This window comes from Rhizobium tumorigenes (genome assembly GCF_003240565.2).
GTDB lineage: Bacteria > Pseudomonadota > Alphaproteobacteria > Rhizobiales > Rhizobiaceae > Rhizobium > Rhizobium tumorigenes.
Genome location: NZ_CP117255.1, coordinates 1,694,773 through 1,709,944 on the forward strand (window position 1 = coordinate 1,694,773; position 15,172 = coordinate 1,709,944).

Consider the following 15,172-nt stretch of genomic DNA (forward strand, 5'->3'; position numbering starts at 1 on the left):
TATGAAAATGTCGGTAGCCGAAATGCGACAGGAACCCGCTATTTAAAATTGATAGCTAAGAACGATCTACGAATTTTACGCTTAGCTTCAATCTTATTTCTGCACTCCCTTAAAAATTGCACGTGGACCGCGGCCATTTCGCGAAAGGGACTAGCCTTTACGTCAGCTTCAATCACTTCATCAAAATGAATATTGGCTTCATATGAACTTTCCTCTATGGAAACTCCGCGGCCCCCGCCTTTCGTGGTATTTGCAGGCATACTAACAATAAATTGAGTTGCTTCTAAGACAAGTCGCTCGAGATAAGATAAACCGTATTTTCCGCGAATAAAAAAGAGAAAAGATCCATAATATATATTGCCAGAATCGTCGTTTATCGAAAAAAATAGCTTAAACTCCTCGTCAGGCGCAATTTTTCGGACAGATAGCTCCGGGAAAAATAACGCCATTTTTCCTTTTACACTCCTGGTCGATCTGGCCTTTACAAGAATAGATTCAATCTTTGGAAGTATGTAATTATTTTCAATAAACTCTTGATTTAGAGCAAAAGCTAAATTTAACGCATCGTCTTCCGACGCGCCTGACCAAAATATCGCATACGTCAATTATATTTTCAATTTGTTCCGACACTATAAACTCAGCAACGGCATACTCCTGAAATGAGCGGTGTAGGAAAACGTAACTGTCTCCATCTTTTATAATAACACACAAAGACTCAACAAAATCCATCAGGACTGCGTCAAAGGCGCCATCGACCCCCATATAGAGTAATGACTTACCTATATACTGTAACACCTGCTCTCTCTCGAACTTAGTCTTACGATCAATATAGCTAAAATAACAAAAAGATCTCCAAATCTTGACGAAGACATCCTCCTGAAAGCCACTATGATACTGCCTCTTATAGAGAAACTTCATATTATCATGATGCAGGTGCAGAGTATCAAATGCCTTTTTATAAAAAATATGCTTTTGCTCTGGAATATCTCCACCTTGAATGAAGGTAAGCAGCATCATATTACAAAGCAGAGGATTACTCAAAAATCTCTTATGAGAACCATAATAAGATTCTTCCAATTTCTGGACAAATTTAACTTTAATCTCATTTTCGATAGGTGATTTATGAACAAGTTCTTTTATTTGTTTTTTGTCATAATCGCAGAGGGAACAATGGGTTGAAATACTCCATGAGTCTAGAAAATGTGTTGGTCGAGTCGTTATAACCAACGATATGTTTGGAAATTCTTTTGTTAGGCAGTGTCCCCATAAACGGGGTTCATCTTATTGACGGTGTGTGATTCAATCTCCTTGAAAGGAGATTGCCATGCGCCGTCATGAATTGAGCGACGAAGAATGGGCTATCATTGCACCTCTTTTGCCGAACAATAGCCGTGGAATTGAACGTGTCGATGACCGCCGGGTGATCAACGGCATCCTGTGGCGTTTCAGGACTGGTTCGTCTTGGCGAGATGTGCCGGAGCGTTATGGCCCGCGCACGACGCTTTACAATCGGTTCTCCCGATGGCGCAAGGCGGGCGTCTGGGATCGTCTTCTGGACGCCGTTTCAAAGCGTTACGATGGAGACATCGTGATGATCGACAGTTCTTGTGTTCGCGTTCACCAGCATGGTGCCAACGCTAAAAAGGGGGATCTGCCGATCCTTGCATGGGACGTTCGCGCGGCGGCCTGACGACAAAGATCCACGCTCTTGTCGATGCAGATGGCAGACCGGTTCGGCTTGAACTCACCGCCGGCCAAGCCGCCGATGCACCGATGGCTGAAAAGCTGTTGAGCGACCTGCGGCCCGGCGCGACGATCCTCGCCGACAAGGCATATGACACCGACGCAATTCGTAACTTTGCCAAGCAACGCAAGTGCTGGGCGAATATCCCTGCAAAGGCCAATCGAAAGCAGACATTCAGCTTCAACCGCTGGGTCTACCGTCAGCGCAATCTCGTGGAACGGTTCTTCAACCGTATCAAGCAGATGCGAGGCCTCGCGACGCGATACGACCGGCGCGCTGATAATTACATGGCCGCCCTCAAGCTTGTCGCGACGAGGATATGGATCGCCTCAACTAATGAGTCCGTGGCCTAGTTTGTCAATATTTCGCAATGCGTCTTCGCGACTTTTAGGCCCTATTTCATTGAGGCCATCCAGTAGAAATATGAATCTCCCTGCTCTTAGAAGACTAAGGAAGGCAGCAACGGGGGTATGACGTATTTGAAGAAAAAATCTCTTCGAAAGCAACGTCTTTGATATCTCTTTTTCCAAAATCAACATCACGCAATTCCAGAAAAACAGGAATAAATCCGTGATCGTCCCGGCACATTTCACAAAACAAATTCTTTATTAATATCGATTTGCCTTGACCCGCGATTCCTTGAATAACAACAACTCGTTTTGCGGCGAGGAAGTCATAAATGCTATCAACAGTCACACCTAAGTCGCCACAAGCAAGTGTCGGCTTTACAAAAATATCTCTTAATTGAACCGGCTGATGCGGCGAAAGGAGGGTGTGAAGTTTTTCATACCGCGCTAATCTCCTCTCATAATAATCGGAGATGCCGGCTTCGGTAGCAGCAAGGAAACCGTCCCTAGTTAGACTTATAGTCTTCTTAATACCGTCATAGACATCTTTGCAAAGCTCATTAAATAAGGGAATCGGCGCAATGACGAATGGCATGCCTACCTCGCACTGTTGAGTGCACCGATAAGATGCGATTCTTACCGAAGCCGCAACCTGGTTGGCCTGTCGGCTCGAAGAGCAAAGACCAGATAGTGTCCCACTACATGAGTCCACTGTATGTGGATCTGGAAATCCAACGATGACTGACTGTCATGAGCTAGGTTTCAACCAGTCGAAAGACGCAACCTCACCCCCACTACTCCGCCGCCCGCAACTCCACCACATCCATCTCATACCCATACTCCTCGAGCATAGTATACGCGTGCTCGATCGTCTCCACCTGCGCTTCCGCCTTGCGGATTGCCTCGGCAATCGCCGTTGTCCGCGCGCGGAGCATGGAGCCGAGGACGTCGGCTTCGGGACGGCGGCCTAGGCGGTCCATGTGTTTGCGGACGCGGGCGCGGTGGCGTTCCAGCTCGAGGATGTGGAAGCGGTTCTTGACCGCCTCGTCCGAAAGCTTTCGGCGCATCGCGGCAACCGGATCGAAGGAACCAGGCTCGCGCTCGTCGAGAATGAAATCGTTGACCAGCGCCTCGATCATGGCCGCCCCCTGCAGGTCGCGCGGGTCGGCGAGCTGCGGATCGTAGCCGGTATCGTCGTAGACCTTGCGGCGGATCGGGTCCTGCAGCAGCTCGTACACGGCCTGCAGCCTGCCGAAGTGCTCGGCATCGCCGCCGCTGTCGGGATGGGCGGTCTTGGCAGCTTTCCGATAGGCGCTCTTGATCGCATCGAGGCCCGCATCGCGCGCGAGACCGAGCATCGCATAGGGATCCATCATCTTGCTACCTCTTCCGCCTGCCCGCACGCACCCACTCCGACTAGCCTCTTGCACGCCCGGCTTCAACCCCCGCAGCGCGTTGATATCATCGGCCTTGCTCGGGACCAAATTGTGGAGACCGTCACGATATCCCCGACTTTAAGGCGACCACAACCTTATGGCGACTGGCCGTCGGCCGCATGCCGGAAACCTGTGCCAACGGACGCGAAAACCACGCCACCGGGCCGTCGGGGCAGATGCTTTATAGGCGATATATAACGGACCATGCCGGAGGTCTGCGAGGTCAGAATTGTGCGCCTGAAATTGCACGAGACCCCGTCCGGGAAGCGCAAAATCCCGTTCCGGGGCAGCGAAAAAAGACATCGACGCAACCTCCCGAAATGGCACAACCGTCCTGAATGGGGCTTCAGAAACCCTTCAAACCCTTGATTTAAAGGCGCTATGCCGCGCAGGTTGAAACGTGTCGAAATTTTGTCGCTTGCTTTTTTAAAAAAATGCTGCCACGAATTGGTTCTCGGGCATTTACTTGCCGGTGACTGGACAGATGTGGCAAAGCCTGCGTAGACGTTCTTTCCCCGTACGTGACTACTCGACCGTCTTCCGCGCCGCGCGAAGGCACAACCGTCCGGCATCGACCACCGGGCAAAATGGACTAGAGGGAAAAGGACTATTTCCATGGCGACCAAGGGCACCGTTAAATTTTTCAACCAGGACAAGGGTTTTGGTTTCATCACGCCAGAAGGCGGCGCTAAGGATGTGTTCGTTCACATCTCCGCTCTCCAAGCTTCCGGCATCCAGTCGCTGCGCGAAGGCCAGCAGGTCACGTTCGACACTGAGCCGGATCGCATGGGCAAGGGTCCGAAGGCCGTCAACATCTCGGCTTTCTGAGACCCGTCCAGTCACGACGACATTTTGAAGAACGGCGTGCTGCAGGGCGCGCCGTTTTTTTTGTGTTTGAGCTTAAGTTGATGCCGTGGAGGGCAGCCTTTTTGCTCGGTGCCACCCCCCTCTGTCAGCTGCGCTGACATCTCCCCCACAAGTGGGGAGATTATTCTTTTCCATTGCCGACTCCTGGCTTTCGGCTGATCTGCCTCTTGCGGGCTGACAGTTCCCGGCCAATCTCCCCCTTGTGCGGGAGATGTCCCGCCGGGACAGAGGGGGCGATCTGGCACCGCAGCCCAGCAGCCATGTCCCTCGTCAGGCCGAAAGCGCCGTCGGCTCGGCAGCTGAGAAATCCACGGCGGCAAAGGCAGCGGCGATGATCTCCGGCCCGGCGCCCGGCTTGGCCGCATCGCTCGACAGGATCTGCCGGAACCGCCGCGCCCCGGTCATGCCCGAAAACAGCCCGATCATATGGCGCGTCACCTGCTGCAATCGTCCGCCACCGGCGATGTGCGCGCCGGCATAAGTCATCATCGTATCGCGCAGCGCCAGCCAGTCCGGCGCGCGAAAAGGTTTGCCATAGATGCGGTGGTCGACATCGGTCAGAACTGCCGTATCGCCATAAGGCGCCCTGCCCAGCATGACGCCGTCCACATGGCGCAGGTGCATCTCCGCTTCGTCGAGCGTCTTGATGCCACCGTTGATGCCGATGAACACATCCGGAAAACGCTGCTTCATGCGGTAGACGAGGTCGTAGTCGAGCGGCGGGATATCGCGGTTTTCCTTCGGCGACAGGCCCTTCAACCAGGCTTTTCGCGCATGGATCCAGATGGCGTCGGCGCCGGCGTCGAGCACTCGCACCAGCAGGTCCGGCAGCGCCACCTCGGGGTCCTGCTCGTCGACGCCGATCCGGCATTTCACCGTCACCGGCAAGTCGGTTACCGCCTTCATCGCCGCCACCGCAGAAGCCACCGTATCCGGCGTCAGCATCAGGCAGGCGCCGAAGGTGCCGGACTGCACCCGGTCCGAAGGGCAGCCGACATTCAGGTTGATCTCGTCGTAGCGGTAATCGGCGGCAATCCGCACCGCCTCGGCAAGCTTGCCCGCATCCGAGCCGCCAACCTGTAGCGCCACGGGATGCTCCTCGGCATGATGCCCGAGCAGCCTGTCGCGCGGCCCATGGATGATAGCATCCGCCACCACCATCTCCGTATAAAGCAGCGCCTCCCGGCTGATCTGCCGATGCAAAAACCGACAATGCCGATCCGTCCAGTCGATCATCGGCGCGACGGCGAAGATTTTTTGTCCGCTACAATATTGATTTTTCATGGTTTTCCAAAGCTACGCAAGAATGTCGGCCCTGTTAGCCAACATCCATCTCAAGTCCGTTTCTACCACGAGTACGCACTTGAATCCATTGAATGGAGATACGGCATAGTTCCATATGCTGCACCAAGACAAACAGAACTCCAACGGCAATCTGAACTTATAGGTGCACAGAATGCGACGGAAATCGCTCAAATGAACTAGAGTGCAGGTTAGTTTGTTGGCTGAGCCGACGATTTGAATAGGTCAGGATTTCCCTGCCTATATTGAGACCAGTAGTGAACAGCGGATCGAGGAAGCTTCCCATGGAGCGATGAGCCATACATGCGGGTAGACAGCGACGGGCCGATCCGGCGCGAAACGATGCAGGTTGAAGTAACGGGAGAATCGCTAACGGATGGACGAGCAGAGGACACGAACGGTGCTAGACCACCGGATGCACGCCGTCGCCGCTCTTGCTTGGGCGCTACGCGTTCGATCCAAGTGGAAGAAGGCTCCCGCCATTGCCGTCCACTTTGATGGTAAGCTGATGCTGGAGGGCAATCTGAACGCGATCACCAACCCGATGTTGGAAGTCGGACTGGTTCATTGCAGAGCCTTGCTCGAATTTCTGGGGCTCTGTGAGGAAAAGGGTTCGCTAAGCCAGATTAAGAAGCGTCGACTTACGGACGTTGGCGTCGAACACTTTAGAAACACCGGCGGCCCCCTACCTATGCTGTCTCCGCAGATCGCTGTTAGCAGGTACTGCGGCGACGCGGACATGGCGGAACGCGCTTTGTTGAGAGTATTTCGCCTCACGAACAAGGGGCTAGCGCATTGCACCAACGGCATGATCGACGATCCGGCAGATTGCCAACTGATCGAGATAGCCAGTCTTGGGGTGCCAGCTTTGATGGTTAGCTATTTTTATACGCCGCTTGGGCTACCTAGGCAGTGTCCCCATAAACGGGGTTCATCTTATTGACGGTGTGTGATTCAATCTCCTTGAAAGGAGATTGCCATGCGCCGTCATGAATTGAGCGACGAAGAATGGGCTATCATTGCACCTCTTTTGCCGAACAATAGCCGTGGAATTGAACGTGTCGATGACCGCCGGGTGATCAACGGCATCCTGTGGCGTTTCAGGACTGGTTCGTCTTGGCGAGATGTGCCGGAGCGTTATGGCCCGCGCACGACGCTTTACAATCGGTTCTCCCGATGGCGCAAGGCGGGCGTCTGGGATCGTCTTCTGGACGCCGTTTCAAAGCGTTACGATGGAGACATCGTGATGATCGACAGTTCTTGTGTTCGCGTTCACCAGCATGGTGCCAACGCTAAAAAGGGGGATCTGCCGATCCTTGCATGGGACGTTCGCGCGGCGGCCTGACGACAAAGATCCACGCTCTTGTCGATGCAGATGGCAGACCGGTTCGGCTTGAACTCACCGCCGGCCAAGCCGCCGATGCACCGATGGCTGAAAAGCTGTTGAGCGACCTGCGGCCCGGCGCGACGATCCTCGCCGACAAGGCATATGACACCGACGCAATTCGTAACTTTGCCAAGCAACGCAAGTGCTGGGCGAATATCCCTGCAAAGGCCAATCGAAAGCAGACATTCAGCTTCAACCGCTGGGTCTACCGTCAGCGCAATCTCGTGGAACGGTTCTTCAACCGTATCAAGCAGATGCGAGGCCTCGCGACGCGATACGACCGGCGCGCTGATAATTACATGGCCGCCCTCAAGCTTGTCGCGACGAGGATATGGATCGCCTCAACTAATGAGTCCGTGGCCTAGCCCAGACACTCGCATCTCGACACGACCAAGATAGGAAAAAATTTAACTCCGCCGCAGTCCTTAACCGTAACGGCCGGGTCTGCGTTACATACAGCAGGATCTGCACCATGCAGCCGGCGTCCAGTGCAGCAAAAGCAAACAAAGAAAATTAGTTAATAATTTGAATTACTAAAGTGAATTTCTCAGCCAATGCCTAGAGGCAGAGATGACGTCGTCGCAGCCTGTATGAGACGCAGGGCTTCTTACAACAGATCGTATCTTGGCATTTGGTTTGGGATCTTCGTCTAGCGAGCGCAGGGCCCTTGGGCGCGCGTGCATCGCTGTATATAGCGGGCCCGACAAAAAAGCGAGGCCCGGGCGGGCATGAAGCCGACCGGGCCGTATGATGTTCCGATATCGGTGCTTTAGATAAAGGCAACCGGCATCTGGATCGGCGCGCGCTTGGCGCCGTAGTCGCGCTCGTGCGACGAAAGATTGACTTGCTTTTCCTGGGCGAGGACCAGAGCTTCGAGTGCAGGATGCAGCGCTTCTTCGCGGGAAAAGTCGATGGCATCGATTTCGATGGAAGCGGCGCGCCTGCGGGCGTTGAAGAAATTGAAGATCATGGTCGGGGCCCTCCTGATAGCTTCCGGATAAACGGCGCATGCGCCGTCTTCGTTCCCTTCCTAGCAGGCGAGTCGTTAAAAATTAACCATGCTGCACTGCACTAGGAAGAGCCGTCAGCATAACCCGCAACGAAGACAGCGGCGCGACAGCAGCGAGGCGGAAATCGGGCGTTACAGAGGCCAATCGTCAAAGGCGAATTGGACGCCTAACCCAGGCTAGTCGTCAAACTCGAACTTGTGCTTGGAAAGCTGCCATTCGCCGTTGGCATCCTTCTCGACGCGCTTGTTGCCGCGGTAGAAAATCGGCTTGTTGACGCGCTTGTCGATGGCATAGCGGCTCGGCGTCCATTTCGCCTTGGGGTCGGTCCCGGTCACCGAGGCCAGTGCCTCCTTGAACTTGCCTGCCTTGTAGAGCGTCATGAATTCGTCGTCGGCCATGTCAAAGTCTCCTTAAGCGTCGGCGGCGCGCGCGCCGGCCGTAAATTCAGCGGATCAGCAGCGCCGTCCCGTACAGCCCGAAGCCGAATACCGTGTGGGCCACCAGGTTGAGCAGGCGGGCCTTGTTCGGATTGGGCGTCTTCGACGCTGCCCAGCCGATGCCGAGCCCCGGCTGCAACAGGAACCAGCCAGCCGCCACGGTGACGATCGCCCAGATCCAGGCAACCAGAAATGTCGGCGCCAGCAGCCAGCCCGGACCGGTGATCGCCACCAGCAGAAAGGCATAGGCGATGCCGACAGCATAGTGGCCGATCCAGCCGAGCGCGAGTTCGTGGGCGTAGGGCGCGCTCGCATTGATATCGTCGTGAAACACCGTGCCATGGCGCAGGTGATAGAACCAGCGGCCGACCGGCGCCCAGTTCGGCATGCCGCTGCCGGAAAGCCGGGCGTAGAGGATCGCCCAGAGATCCATAAGGATCGTTGCGCCAATGCCGATGACAAGGCAGCGCCAGAAAATGTCGACCATGTGAAATCCGATAATTTGGGACGCCGGAAGCAGGCGCGCACCAAACCATAGGCGCACCGGCGAAAGCAATGCCCATCCGTAGAAGCCGGCCAAAAGAATCGCCTCGCCCCAAGCTTTCAGGCCTCGGATCCGGCTGCCCTTGCTGTCTCCGCCGCATTATTGCGCTACAAAGCCTCAGAAGACGCGCACGACATCGCCAAGGAGAGAGATTTGACCGCCATCGACACGCTTTTCATCCATGCCCGGCTGGACGACGGATCCTTCAGCGACATCGCCGTCACCGGCGGCCGCATCGTTGCCATCGGCGCCAGCGGCAGCCTCGGCACCGGCGCCGGCACGACTGTCGATCTCGGCGGCGCGCTGGTGGTACCCGGCTTCGTCGAAGGCCACATCCATCTCGACACGAGCTTCTACGGCGGCCCGTGGATTTCTCACAAGCCCTGCACCGCCGGCTTCGACGTGCACGAACGCGTCGCCTTCCAGCACCAGAACCTCGCCATTGCCGAACCGATGGACGTGCGCGCCAGAAAGCAGCTCGAGCTTGCCATCGGCAACGGCGCCACCGCCATGCGCAGCCATGTGATGGTCGACGGCTCCGTCGGCCTCAAGCACCTCAAGGAGATCCTGAAGGTGCGCGACGAGTATGCCGGGCTGATCGACATCCAGCTCGTCGCCTTTCCCCAGAGCGGCATCCTGAAAAGCCCGGGCACACCAGGCCTGATGGACGAGGCGATTGCCATAGGTGCCGATATCGTCGGCGGGCTCGATCCGGCCAGTTTCGACCGTGACCTCGGCGGCCATCTCGACGTCATCTTCGACATTGCCGAGCGCCGCGGCGCCGATATCGACATCCACCTGCACGATGGTGGCACGCTCGGCCAGTTCACCATCGAGGAAATCTGCGCCCGCACCTGCTCGCTGTCGATGGAGGGGCATGTCGCCGTCAGCCACGCCTACGGCCTTGGCGATCTCGCCCCCGACGCGGCAAAGCGCGCCGGCGAACAATTGGCGGCCTCCGGCGTGTCGATCATGACCAATGCGCCCGGCAATCACGCCTTCCCGCCGGTGGCGCTGCTACGGGCGGCCGGCGTCACCGTCTTCAGCGGCAGCGACAACATCCGCGACAGCTGGTGGCCCTATGGCGATGGTGACATGCTGGGCCGCGCCATGATGATCGGCTACCGCTCCGGCTTCTATACCGACGGAGACCTGCGCGCCGCCTTCGACGTCGTGACGACCTCGGGTGCCAAGGCGCTGCGGCTGGAGGACTATGGCCTGGCGGTCGGCAGCCGTGCCGACTTCGTCACACTGACGGCCGCCCATGTCCCTGAAGCTGTCGTCTCCGTGCCAAAACAACGCTCCGTCTACAAGGGCGGCAGGCTGGTGGCGGAAAACGGGATGGTGGTGCGGTGAGGCGGTGGCTCGCTCCTGCCCTTAGCGATCCGAACCAAGCTCTCGCTCGAAGGCCGCCGTTACGATGTCGATCAACTGCCTGTGGATGGCACCTCTGGAGCGACCGCCGCCGTCCCTGCAGATCGGGTCGCCGATCTCCTTTGCCGTAGCGGTCTCTTCAGCACCCGGCTTGCATTCGGCGAACATGCTGAAATGACTGGCATCCGGGATGGTCGAGTATCTCGAATCTACAATCGCCTTGGCAACTGCCGCCGCATCTGCGGTGGCTGGAATTGTTCCGGGCCTACCGAGATTGACGATCTCGACGGGAATGGAAATTTCCGCGAACGTCCCGGGCTCAAAAACGTCGACCGGCGCAGGATCGATCGCCATCGCAAATCGAATGCGCTTGTCTTCGCTATGACGGCCGGCGGACTGCATATCCATGGCATGAAGATCGACACCGCTTTGGCGAACCCAGTCGCAAAGCGATGGATTGAGCGCATCCGTGTCGCAATAACTTGCGAGCCGCTGCGGATCGATCCGGGCGCCAGCCAACGCTAGGGCTGTGCTGCCGCCCGCTGACAAGCCCAGTGCTCCTGTCTTGCCGCTTTCCAGGTGCTCTTTGAAAAAGGCGTCTTTCCCGATTGCATCCAGAGTATCGCTGATATCGCCGGGTCTCAGCCAGAGTTTCATCGTCTCCGCTGCGGATCGCCCGGCCCCCGAATTGCCGGGGTGGTTGGGGGCGGCCACGATGAAACCCTCGCTGGCCAGTGGCGCTGCGAGCCAGCTCAACGCCTGCGCGTTTCCGGCGATACCGGCGCCATGTGAAAGCAAGACAAGGGGAAATGCACCCTCCGAGATCGGAGCGCCAAGCATGGCAGGCGTTCCCACGAAGAACATGCTTTCTCCCAGCAGCATGGATTTTCCACCGGGGAGCGCCGGGTACCAGACGGTAACGTCGAGGTCGGTGCCGCGCTCAGGCGACGGTGCGGAAATTTCGCGCACTCCGACAGTCTCACTGGCGGGGGCTCGCTGCTGCGCCGGCATCGTAAGGACTGTAGCCGTGCACAGCATGGCGATCGTTTTTAATGGAGAAAGCATATTGGTCCTCACATTTACGAGCGCCGGGAGTGTGTTTTCCCCGTGTCTTGGAGGAAGGAAGTGCGGCGCGCTTAGAAGCACAGCATGACCACTGCCCTCACCCCCGCGACCCGTATCGCATTCCCGGACGTCCGAAATCGCGATCGAGGTCCATGCCCGCGCCACGTCGCTGCGGCTACCCTCGCCACCATTCGCAAAAATCATCACGCAAACGGCACCACACAATGCTGGATTTGTTGGCGGAATCGGGAGACAACAGGCTCTGATCAGTGAAAGAGTTTGCGCCATGACCGACCTTGCCACCGTCATTCCCCTGCCCCATCCCACCCTTCTGCCTGTCGATGGAATGGCTGCGACCTTTCCGGTGCGGCGTGTCTATTGCGTCGGGCGAAACTATGCCGACCACGCCATCGAGATGGGACACGATCCCAGCCGGGAGCCACCTTTCTTCTTCCAGAAGAATGCCGACAATCTTCTCGTCGGCAGCGACTTCCCCTACCCACCACTTTCCAGCGACGTTCATCACGAGGTCGAACTCGTCATCGCGCTGAAATCCGGCGGCAACGATATCCCGGTCGAGGCGGCCTTGGATTGCATTTACGGATACGGTGTCGGCATCGATTTCACCCGCCGCGACCTGCAGGCCATTGCCAAGAAGGCAGGCCGCCCCTGGGAAGTCGCCAAGGCCTTCGAGCATTCGGCACCCGTCTCTGCCCTCGTACCCGCCGAGCGCATCGGTCATCCCCACTCCGGCGCCATCTGGCTCGAGGTCAATGGCGAGCGCGTGCAGGATGGCGACATCGAGCAGATGATCTGGAAGATTCCCGAAATCATCGTCGAACTGTCGAAGCTGTTCACGCTTGCCGCCGGTGATGTGATCCTGACCGGTACGCCGGCGGGCGTTGGCCCTGTCAGCAAGGGCGACCGGATAACCTGTGGCGTCGATGGCGTCGCCACGATGTCGCTGACCGTCATCTGACCGGGAGAACGCCATGCCGATCTATATGCTGGGAGGACTTACCCCGAAGACGCCACCTGCCGGACGCTACTGGCTGGCGCCAAATGCGTCCCTGATAGGAAAGGTCGAACTCGGCGAGGACGTCGGCATCTGGTTCGGCGCGGTGTTGCGCGGAGACAACGATCCGATCGTCATCGGTGCGCGGACCAACATCCAGGAAGGCAGCATGGTCCACACCGATGCCGGCTTTCCGGTCGTCATCGGCGAAGGCTGCACGATCGGTCACCACGCCATCGTCCATGGCTGCACCATCGGCGACAACACGCTGGTCGGAATGGGCGCCACCATCCTCAACGGCGCCCGCATTGGTAAAAATTGCCTTGTCGGCGCCAATGCGCTGGTGACGGAAGGCAAGGAATTTGCCGACGGCTCGCTGATCGTAGGTTCGCCCGCGAAAGCAATCCGCCTTCTTGACGACGCCGCCATCGAAGGCCTACGCCGGTCCGCGACCAGCTATGTCGCCAACTGGCAACGTTTCGCACGGGATCTGAAGCTTGTCGACTGAAAGGCTACGCGCTCTGACGACGCTCATCATGCCTGTTGGCCCCGCAATGCCACCCTCACACGGTCGGCAGCATGCCGTTCAACCGCAGCCAGGTCTCCACCAGCTGGGTCCAACTGCGCACCGATGGCCGGGTCTTGCCCATGCCCCAGCCGTGCCCGCCGGATTGGAAGATATGAAGCTCGGTGTCGACATCGGCGGCACGCAATGCGCGGAACAGCATGAGGCTGTGATCGACGGGCACGATAGGGTCATCTATCGCATGAGCGACAAAGGTCGGCGGCATGTCCTCGGTGACGTGCTGTTCGACTGAAAAGGCCTCGCGCATGTCTTCTGTCGGCTTCTTGCCGCAGATCTTCAAACGGCTCATGGTCTGGTCGAACGGCGCCATCATCGTCACTACCGGGTAGAGAAGCGCTGCGAACGCGACATCGCTCGGCGAACTGTCGATTTCGTCGGTTTGCACGTAGAACTGCTCGGCGGCCTTGGTGGCCAGCATCCCCGCAACGTGGCCGCCAGCTGAAAAGCCCATGACACCGAGCCTTGCCGGATCGATCCCGAGGCGTTTCGCCTCAGTGTGGAGGATCTTCATCGCCCGGATACCATCGAGAAACGGCGCATGGATGCTCCAGCCTTCCTGCGGCACGCGGTAGACGAGTTCGACGGAGGTGATGCCGCGCGACGCGAAATAGATGGCAGCCGGCGTGCTTTCGTTCACGATATCGACGCGCGCATATCCACCGCCCGAACACATCAGCATAGCGGCCCCGGTCGGCTTGTCCGGCTTGTGGATAATGATGCGCGGCAGCGAGATCTGCGTCAGCGACCCGCGTGGAGTAAGGTTCTCTCCCTGGCCTGGACCGGCGCCACCCGGAGGCGGCCCCGTCCAGAGGTTGATCACCTCGACCGTAGAGTTCTGAGCAGGCTCGGGCGTGGCCGCTACCGCGGCGGTTGTCGTCGTCTGGACGGCTGCGGCTGCAACGGCCGCGCCAACCAGGAAATTTCGTCTTTTCAAATCCATCATCCCTGCCCCGTCAGAAGCATATGACTGAACTATGTCACGAATTTATTGCGAACATTCAGTATAATGCACTGCAATATGGATGGTTGCTTTTTAACACCAGTTTTCGACGACTTTTCCACAAACGCTTTTTTGACACTCTCCGGTCTGGACCGGGATGGATTGAAGCAACTCATTGATATCATTTCAAGACGTGCTTCTTGATATTCCATCGGTCATGATACCAGAGCCATTGCTCCGGATTTTCCCGTACCCAGCTTTCCACCTTGTCGTTCATCATCTGGGCGGTGGCCGGCAGGTCGAGGGCCCCGGTATCTGTGCGCGGCAATTCCATTTTCGGCTCGATTTCCAGCCGGAAGCGATTGTTCGGCAGCCGGACACAGCGGGCCGGATAGACCTCGCATTCGAACTGTCGCACCAGCTTCGGCAGCAGCGGATTGGTCTTCACGTCGCGGCCGAAGAATTTGGTTCGCAGTCCCTTGCGGAATTTCTGGTCGACGAGCACGCCGACACTGCCGCCCTCGTCCAATTGGCGGGCAAGCGCAAAGGACGAGCCGGCATGCGAGGGAACCAGGTGACCCATCCGCTTGGCGCGGAAATCGTAGACTTTCTTTGCGACATAAGGATTGTTCGGCGGCCTGAAAAGCACCGTGACTTCAAGCCCAAAAGCGGCACTGGCCACCGGCAGCAGTTCGAAATTTCCAGTATGGGCGGTAAAGACGATGAACGGCCGCGGATTGTCGCGCAATTCCAGAAAAATCGGGACGCCCGAGACCTCGATGCGGCCGGGCTCGGTTTTCTCGGGGTCGAAATCGAACAGGCGGTCGAGGAACACATATTCCGCCGCCAGCCGCCCCATGCTCCCCCAGCTAGCCAGCGCGATTGCCTCGATCTCCGCATCGCTCTTTTCCGGAAAAGCATTGCGAAGATTGGTGAGCATCAGCGCATGACGACGCGTGCGCGGGCCGACCTTGCGCATCAGCCAGTCGGCAAACCGTATGCCGCCGTCAGCCGGAAAGAGCTTCAGGAAATTCAGGAATCCGAAAGCCAGCTGCGCGATCGACCATTGGCGAAAACGCCGGAAGGCCAGTACGATCCGGGTGATGAACAGCTTCACC

At 57.4% G+C, this 15,172-nt stretch carries 18 protein-coding genes; 8 read left to right on the top strand and 10 right to left on the bottom strand.

Annotated elements, in window-relative coordinates; genetic code table 11:
- Positions 1 to 38: 38 nt before the first annotated feature.
- Entirely contained in the window at positions 39 to 605 is a 567-nt protein-coding gene (locus PR017_RS08410; protein WP_133255647.1) for a hypothetical protein, read from the bottom strand.
- 713 nt (positions 606 to 1,318) lie between these two features.
- Here PR017_RS08410 and PR017_RS08415 point away from each other — a divergent pair.
- A protein-coding gene (locus tag PR017_RS08415) for an IS5 family transposase (protein ID WP_425070025.1) occupies positions 1,319 to 2,097 on the top strand; the annotation gives its coding sequence in 2 pieces (ribosomal slippage) (positions 1,319 to 1,661 and positions 1,661 to 2,097; 780 coding nt in all).
- 94 nt (positions 2,098 to 2,191) lie between these two features.
- Here the strand turns inward: PR017_RS08415 and PR017_RS08420 are convergent.
- Together PR017_RS08420 and PR017_RS08425 are read right to left on the bottom strand one after the other, a co-directional pair.
- Positions 2,192 to 2,686, bottom strand: a complete 495-nt coding sequence (locus tag PR017_RS08420; protein WP_111223033.1) for a hypothetical protein — start codon at positions 2,684 to 2,686, stop codon at positions 2,192 to 2,194.
- 199 nt (positions 2,687 to 2,885) lie between these two features.
- The gene (locus PR017_RS08425) at positions 2,886 to 3,467 is read right to left on the bottom strand and encodes a DnaJ domain-containing protein (RefSeq protein ID WP_111223034.1); all 582 of its coding nucleotides are present in this window, start codon (positions 3,465 to 3,467) and stop codon (positions 2,886 to 2,888) included.
- 675 nt (positions 3,468 to 4,142) lie between these two features.
- Here PR017_RS08425 and PR017_RS08430 point away from each other — a divergent pair.
- On the top strand, positions 4,143 to 4,355 hold the full coding sequence (locus tag PR017_RS08430) for a cold-shock protein (RefSeq protein WP_111223035.1): 213 nt from the start codon (positions 4,143 to 4,145) through the stop codon (positions 4,353 to 4,355).
- 309 nt (positions 4,356 to 4,664) lie between these two features.
- Here PR017_RS08430 and dusA read toward each other — a convergent pair whose 3' ends face one another.
- Positions 4,665 to 5,630, bottom strand: coding sequence for a tRNA dihydrouridine(20/20a) synthase DusA (gene dusA / locus PR017_RS08435; protein WP_240539173.1), 966 nt, complete (start codon positions 5,628 to 5,630; stop codon positions 4,665 to 4,667).
- Between dusA and PR017_RS08440 the strand changes: the two genes are divergently transcribed.
- The 3 genes from PR017_RS08440 (at position 5,529) to PR017_RS08450 (ending at position 7,448) form a co-directional block, all read left to right on the top strand.
- Positions 5,529 to 5,879, top strand: coding sequence for a hypothetical protein (locus PR017_RS08440; protein ID WP_240539174.1), 351 nt, complete (start codon positions 5,529 to 5,531; stop codon positions 5,877 to 5,879). The genes dusA and PR017_RS08440 overlap by 102 nt on opposite strands.
- A 193-nt stretch (positions 5,880 to 6,072) precedes the next feature.
- Entirely contained in the window at positions 6,073 to 6,639 is a 567-nt protein-coding gene (locus PR017_RS08445) for a hypothetical protein (protein WP_111223037.1), read from the top strand.
- A 30-nt stretch (positions 6,640 to 6,669) separates the two neighbouring features.
- A protein-coding gene (locus PR017_RS08450; RefSeq protein WP_425070025.1) for an IS5 family transposase occupies positions 6,670 to 7,448 on the top strand; the annotation gives its coding sequence in 2 pieces (ribosomal slippage) (positions 6,670 to 7,012 and positions 7,012 to 7,448; 780 coding nt in all).
- Between the two features lie 404 nt (positions 7,449 to 7,852).
- On the opposite strand, the gene PR017_RS08455 is transcribed toward PR017_RS08450, so the two are convergent.
- The 3 genes from PR017_RS08455 to PR017_RS08465 all read right to left on the bottom strand — a co-directional run bounded on the left by PR017_RS08455 (position 7,853) and on the right by PR017_RS08465 (position 9,017).
- Complete coding sequence (locus PR017_RS08455) at positions 7,853 to 8,053, bottom strand: hypothetical protein (RefSeq protein WP_111218047.1); 201 nt, start codon at positions 8,051 to 8,053, stop codon at positions 7,853 to 7,855.
- Positions 8,054 to 8,269: 216 nt separating this feature from the next.
- Positions 8,270 to 8,491 carry a hypothetical protein gene (locus PR017_RS08460; protein ID WP_111218049.1) on the bottom strand — a complete coding sequence of 74 codons (222 nt, stop codon included), beginning with the start codon at positions 8,489 to 8,491 and terminating at the stop codon, positions 8,270 to 8,272.
- Between the two features lie 46 nt (positions 8,492 to 8,537).
- Positions 8,538 to 9,017: a DUF2938 domain-containing protein gene (locus PR017_RS08465; protein WP_111218066.1), complete on the bottom strand. Its 480-nt coding sequence runs from the start codon at positions 9,015 to 9,017 to the stop codon at positions 8,538 to 8,540.
- A gap of 210 nt (positions 9,018 to 9,227) precedes the next feature.
- Here PR017_RS08465 and PR017_RS08470 point away from each other — a divergent pair, with 210 nt between their 5' ends.
- A complete protein-coding gene (locus PR017_RS08470; RefSeq protein ID WP_111218051.1) occupies positions 9,228 to 10,430 on the top strand; it encodes an amidohydrolase family protein in 1,203 nt (400 codons plus the stop codon).
- Positions 10,431 to 10,451: 21 nt separating this feature from the next.
- Here PR017_RS08470 and PR017_RS08475 read toward each other — a convergent pair whose 3' ends face one another.
- A complete protein-coding gene (locus PR017_RS08475) occupies positions 10,452 to 11,513 on the bottom strand; it encodes an alpha/beta hydrolase family protein (protein WP_111218054.1) in 1,062 nt (353 codons plus the stop codon).
- Positions 11,514 to 11,799: 286 nt separating this feature from the next.
- Here PR017_RS08475 and PR017_RS08480 point away from each other — a divergent pair, with 286 nt between their 5' ends.
- Both PR017_RS08480 and PR017_RS08485 read left to right on the top strand, forming a co-directional pair.
- Positions 11,800 to 12,492 (top strand): fumarylacetoacetate hydrolase family protein, encoded by a 693-nt coding sequence (locus PR017_RS08480; protein WP_111218056.1) that lies wholly within the window; start codon positions 11,800 to 11,802, stop codon positions 12,490 to 12,492.
- A gap of 13 nt (positions 12,493 to 12,505) precedes the next feature.
- Positions 12,506 to 13,036 (top strand): gamma carbonic anhydrase family protein, encoded by a 531-nt coding sequence (locus tag PR017_RS08485; protein WP_111218058.1) that lies wholly within the window; start codon positions 12,506 to 12,508, stop codon positions 13,034 to 13,036.
- A 55-nt stretch (positions 13,037 to 13,091) separates the two neighbouring features.
- On the opposite strand, the gene PR017_RS08490 is transcribed toward PR017_RS08485, so the two are convergent.
- Positions 13,092 to 14,048: an alpha/beta hydrolase gene (locus PR017_RS08490; protein ID WP_161959299.1), complete on the bottom strand. Its 957-nt coding sequence runs from the start codon at positions 14,046 to 14,048 to the stop codon at positions 13,092 to 13,094.
- A 187-nt stretch (positions 14,049 to 14,235) separates the two neighbouring features.
- Complete coding sequence (locus tag PR017_RS08495; RefSeq protein ID WP_111218062.1) at positions 14,236 to 15,171, bottom strand: lipid A biosynthesis lauroyl acyltransferase; 936 nt, start codon at positions 15,169 to 15,171, stop codon at positions 14,236 to 14,238.
- Position 15,172: the final 1 nt, after the last annotated feature.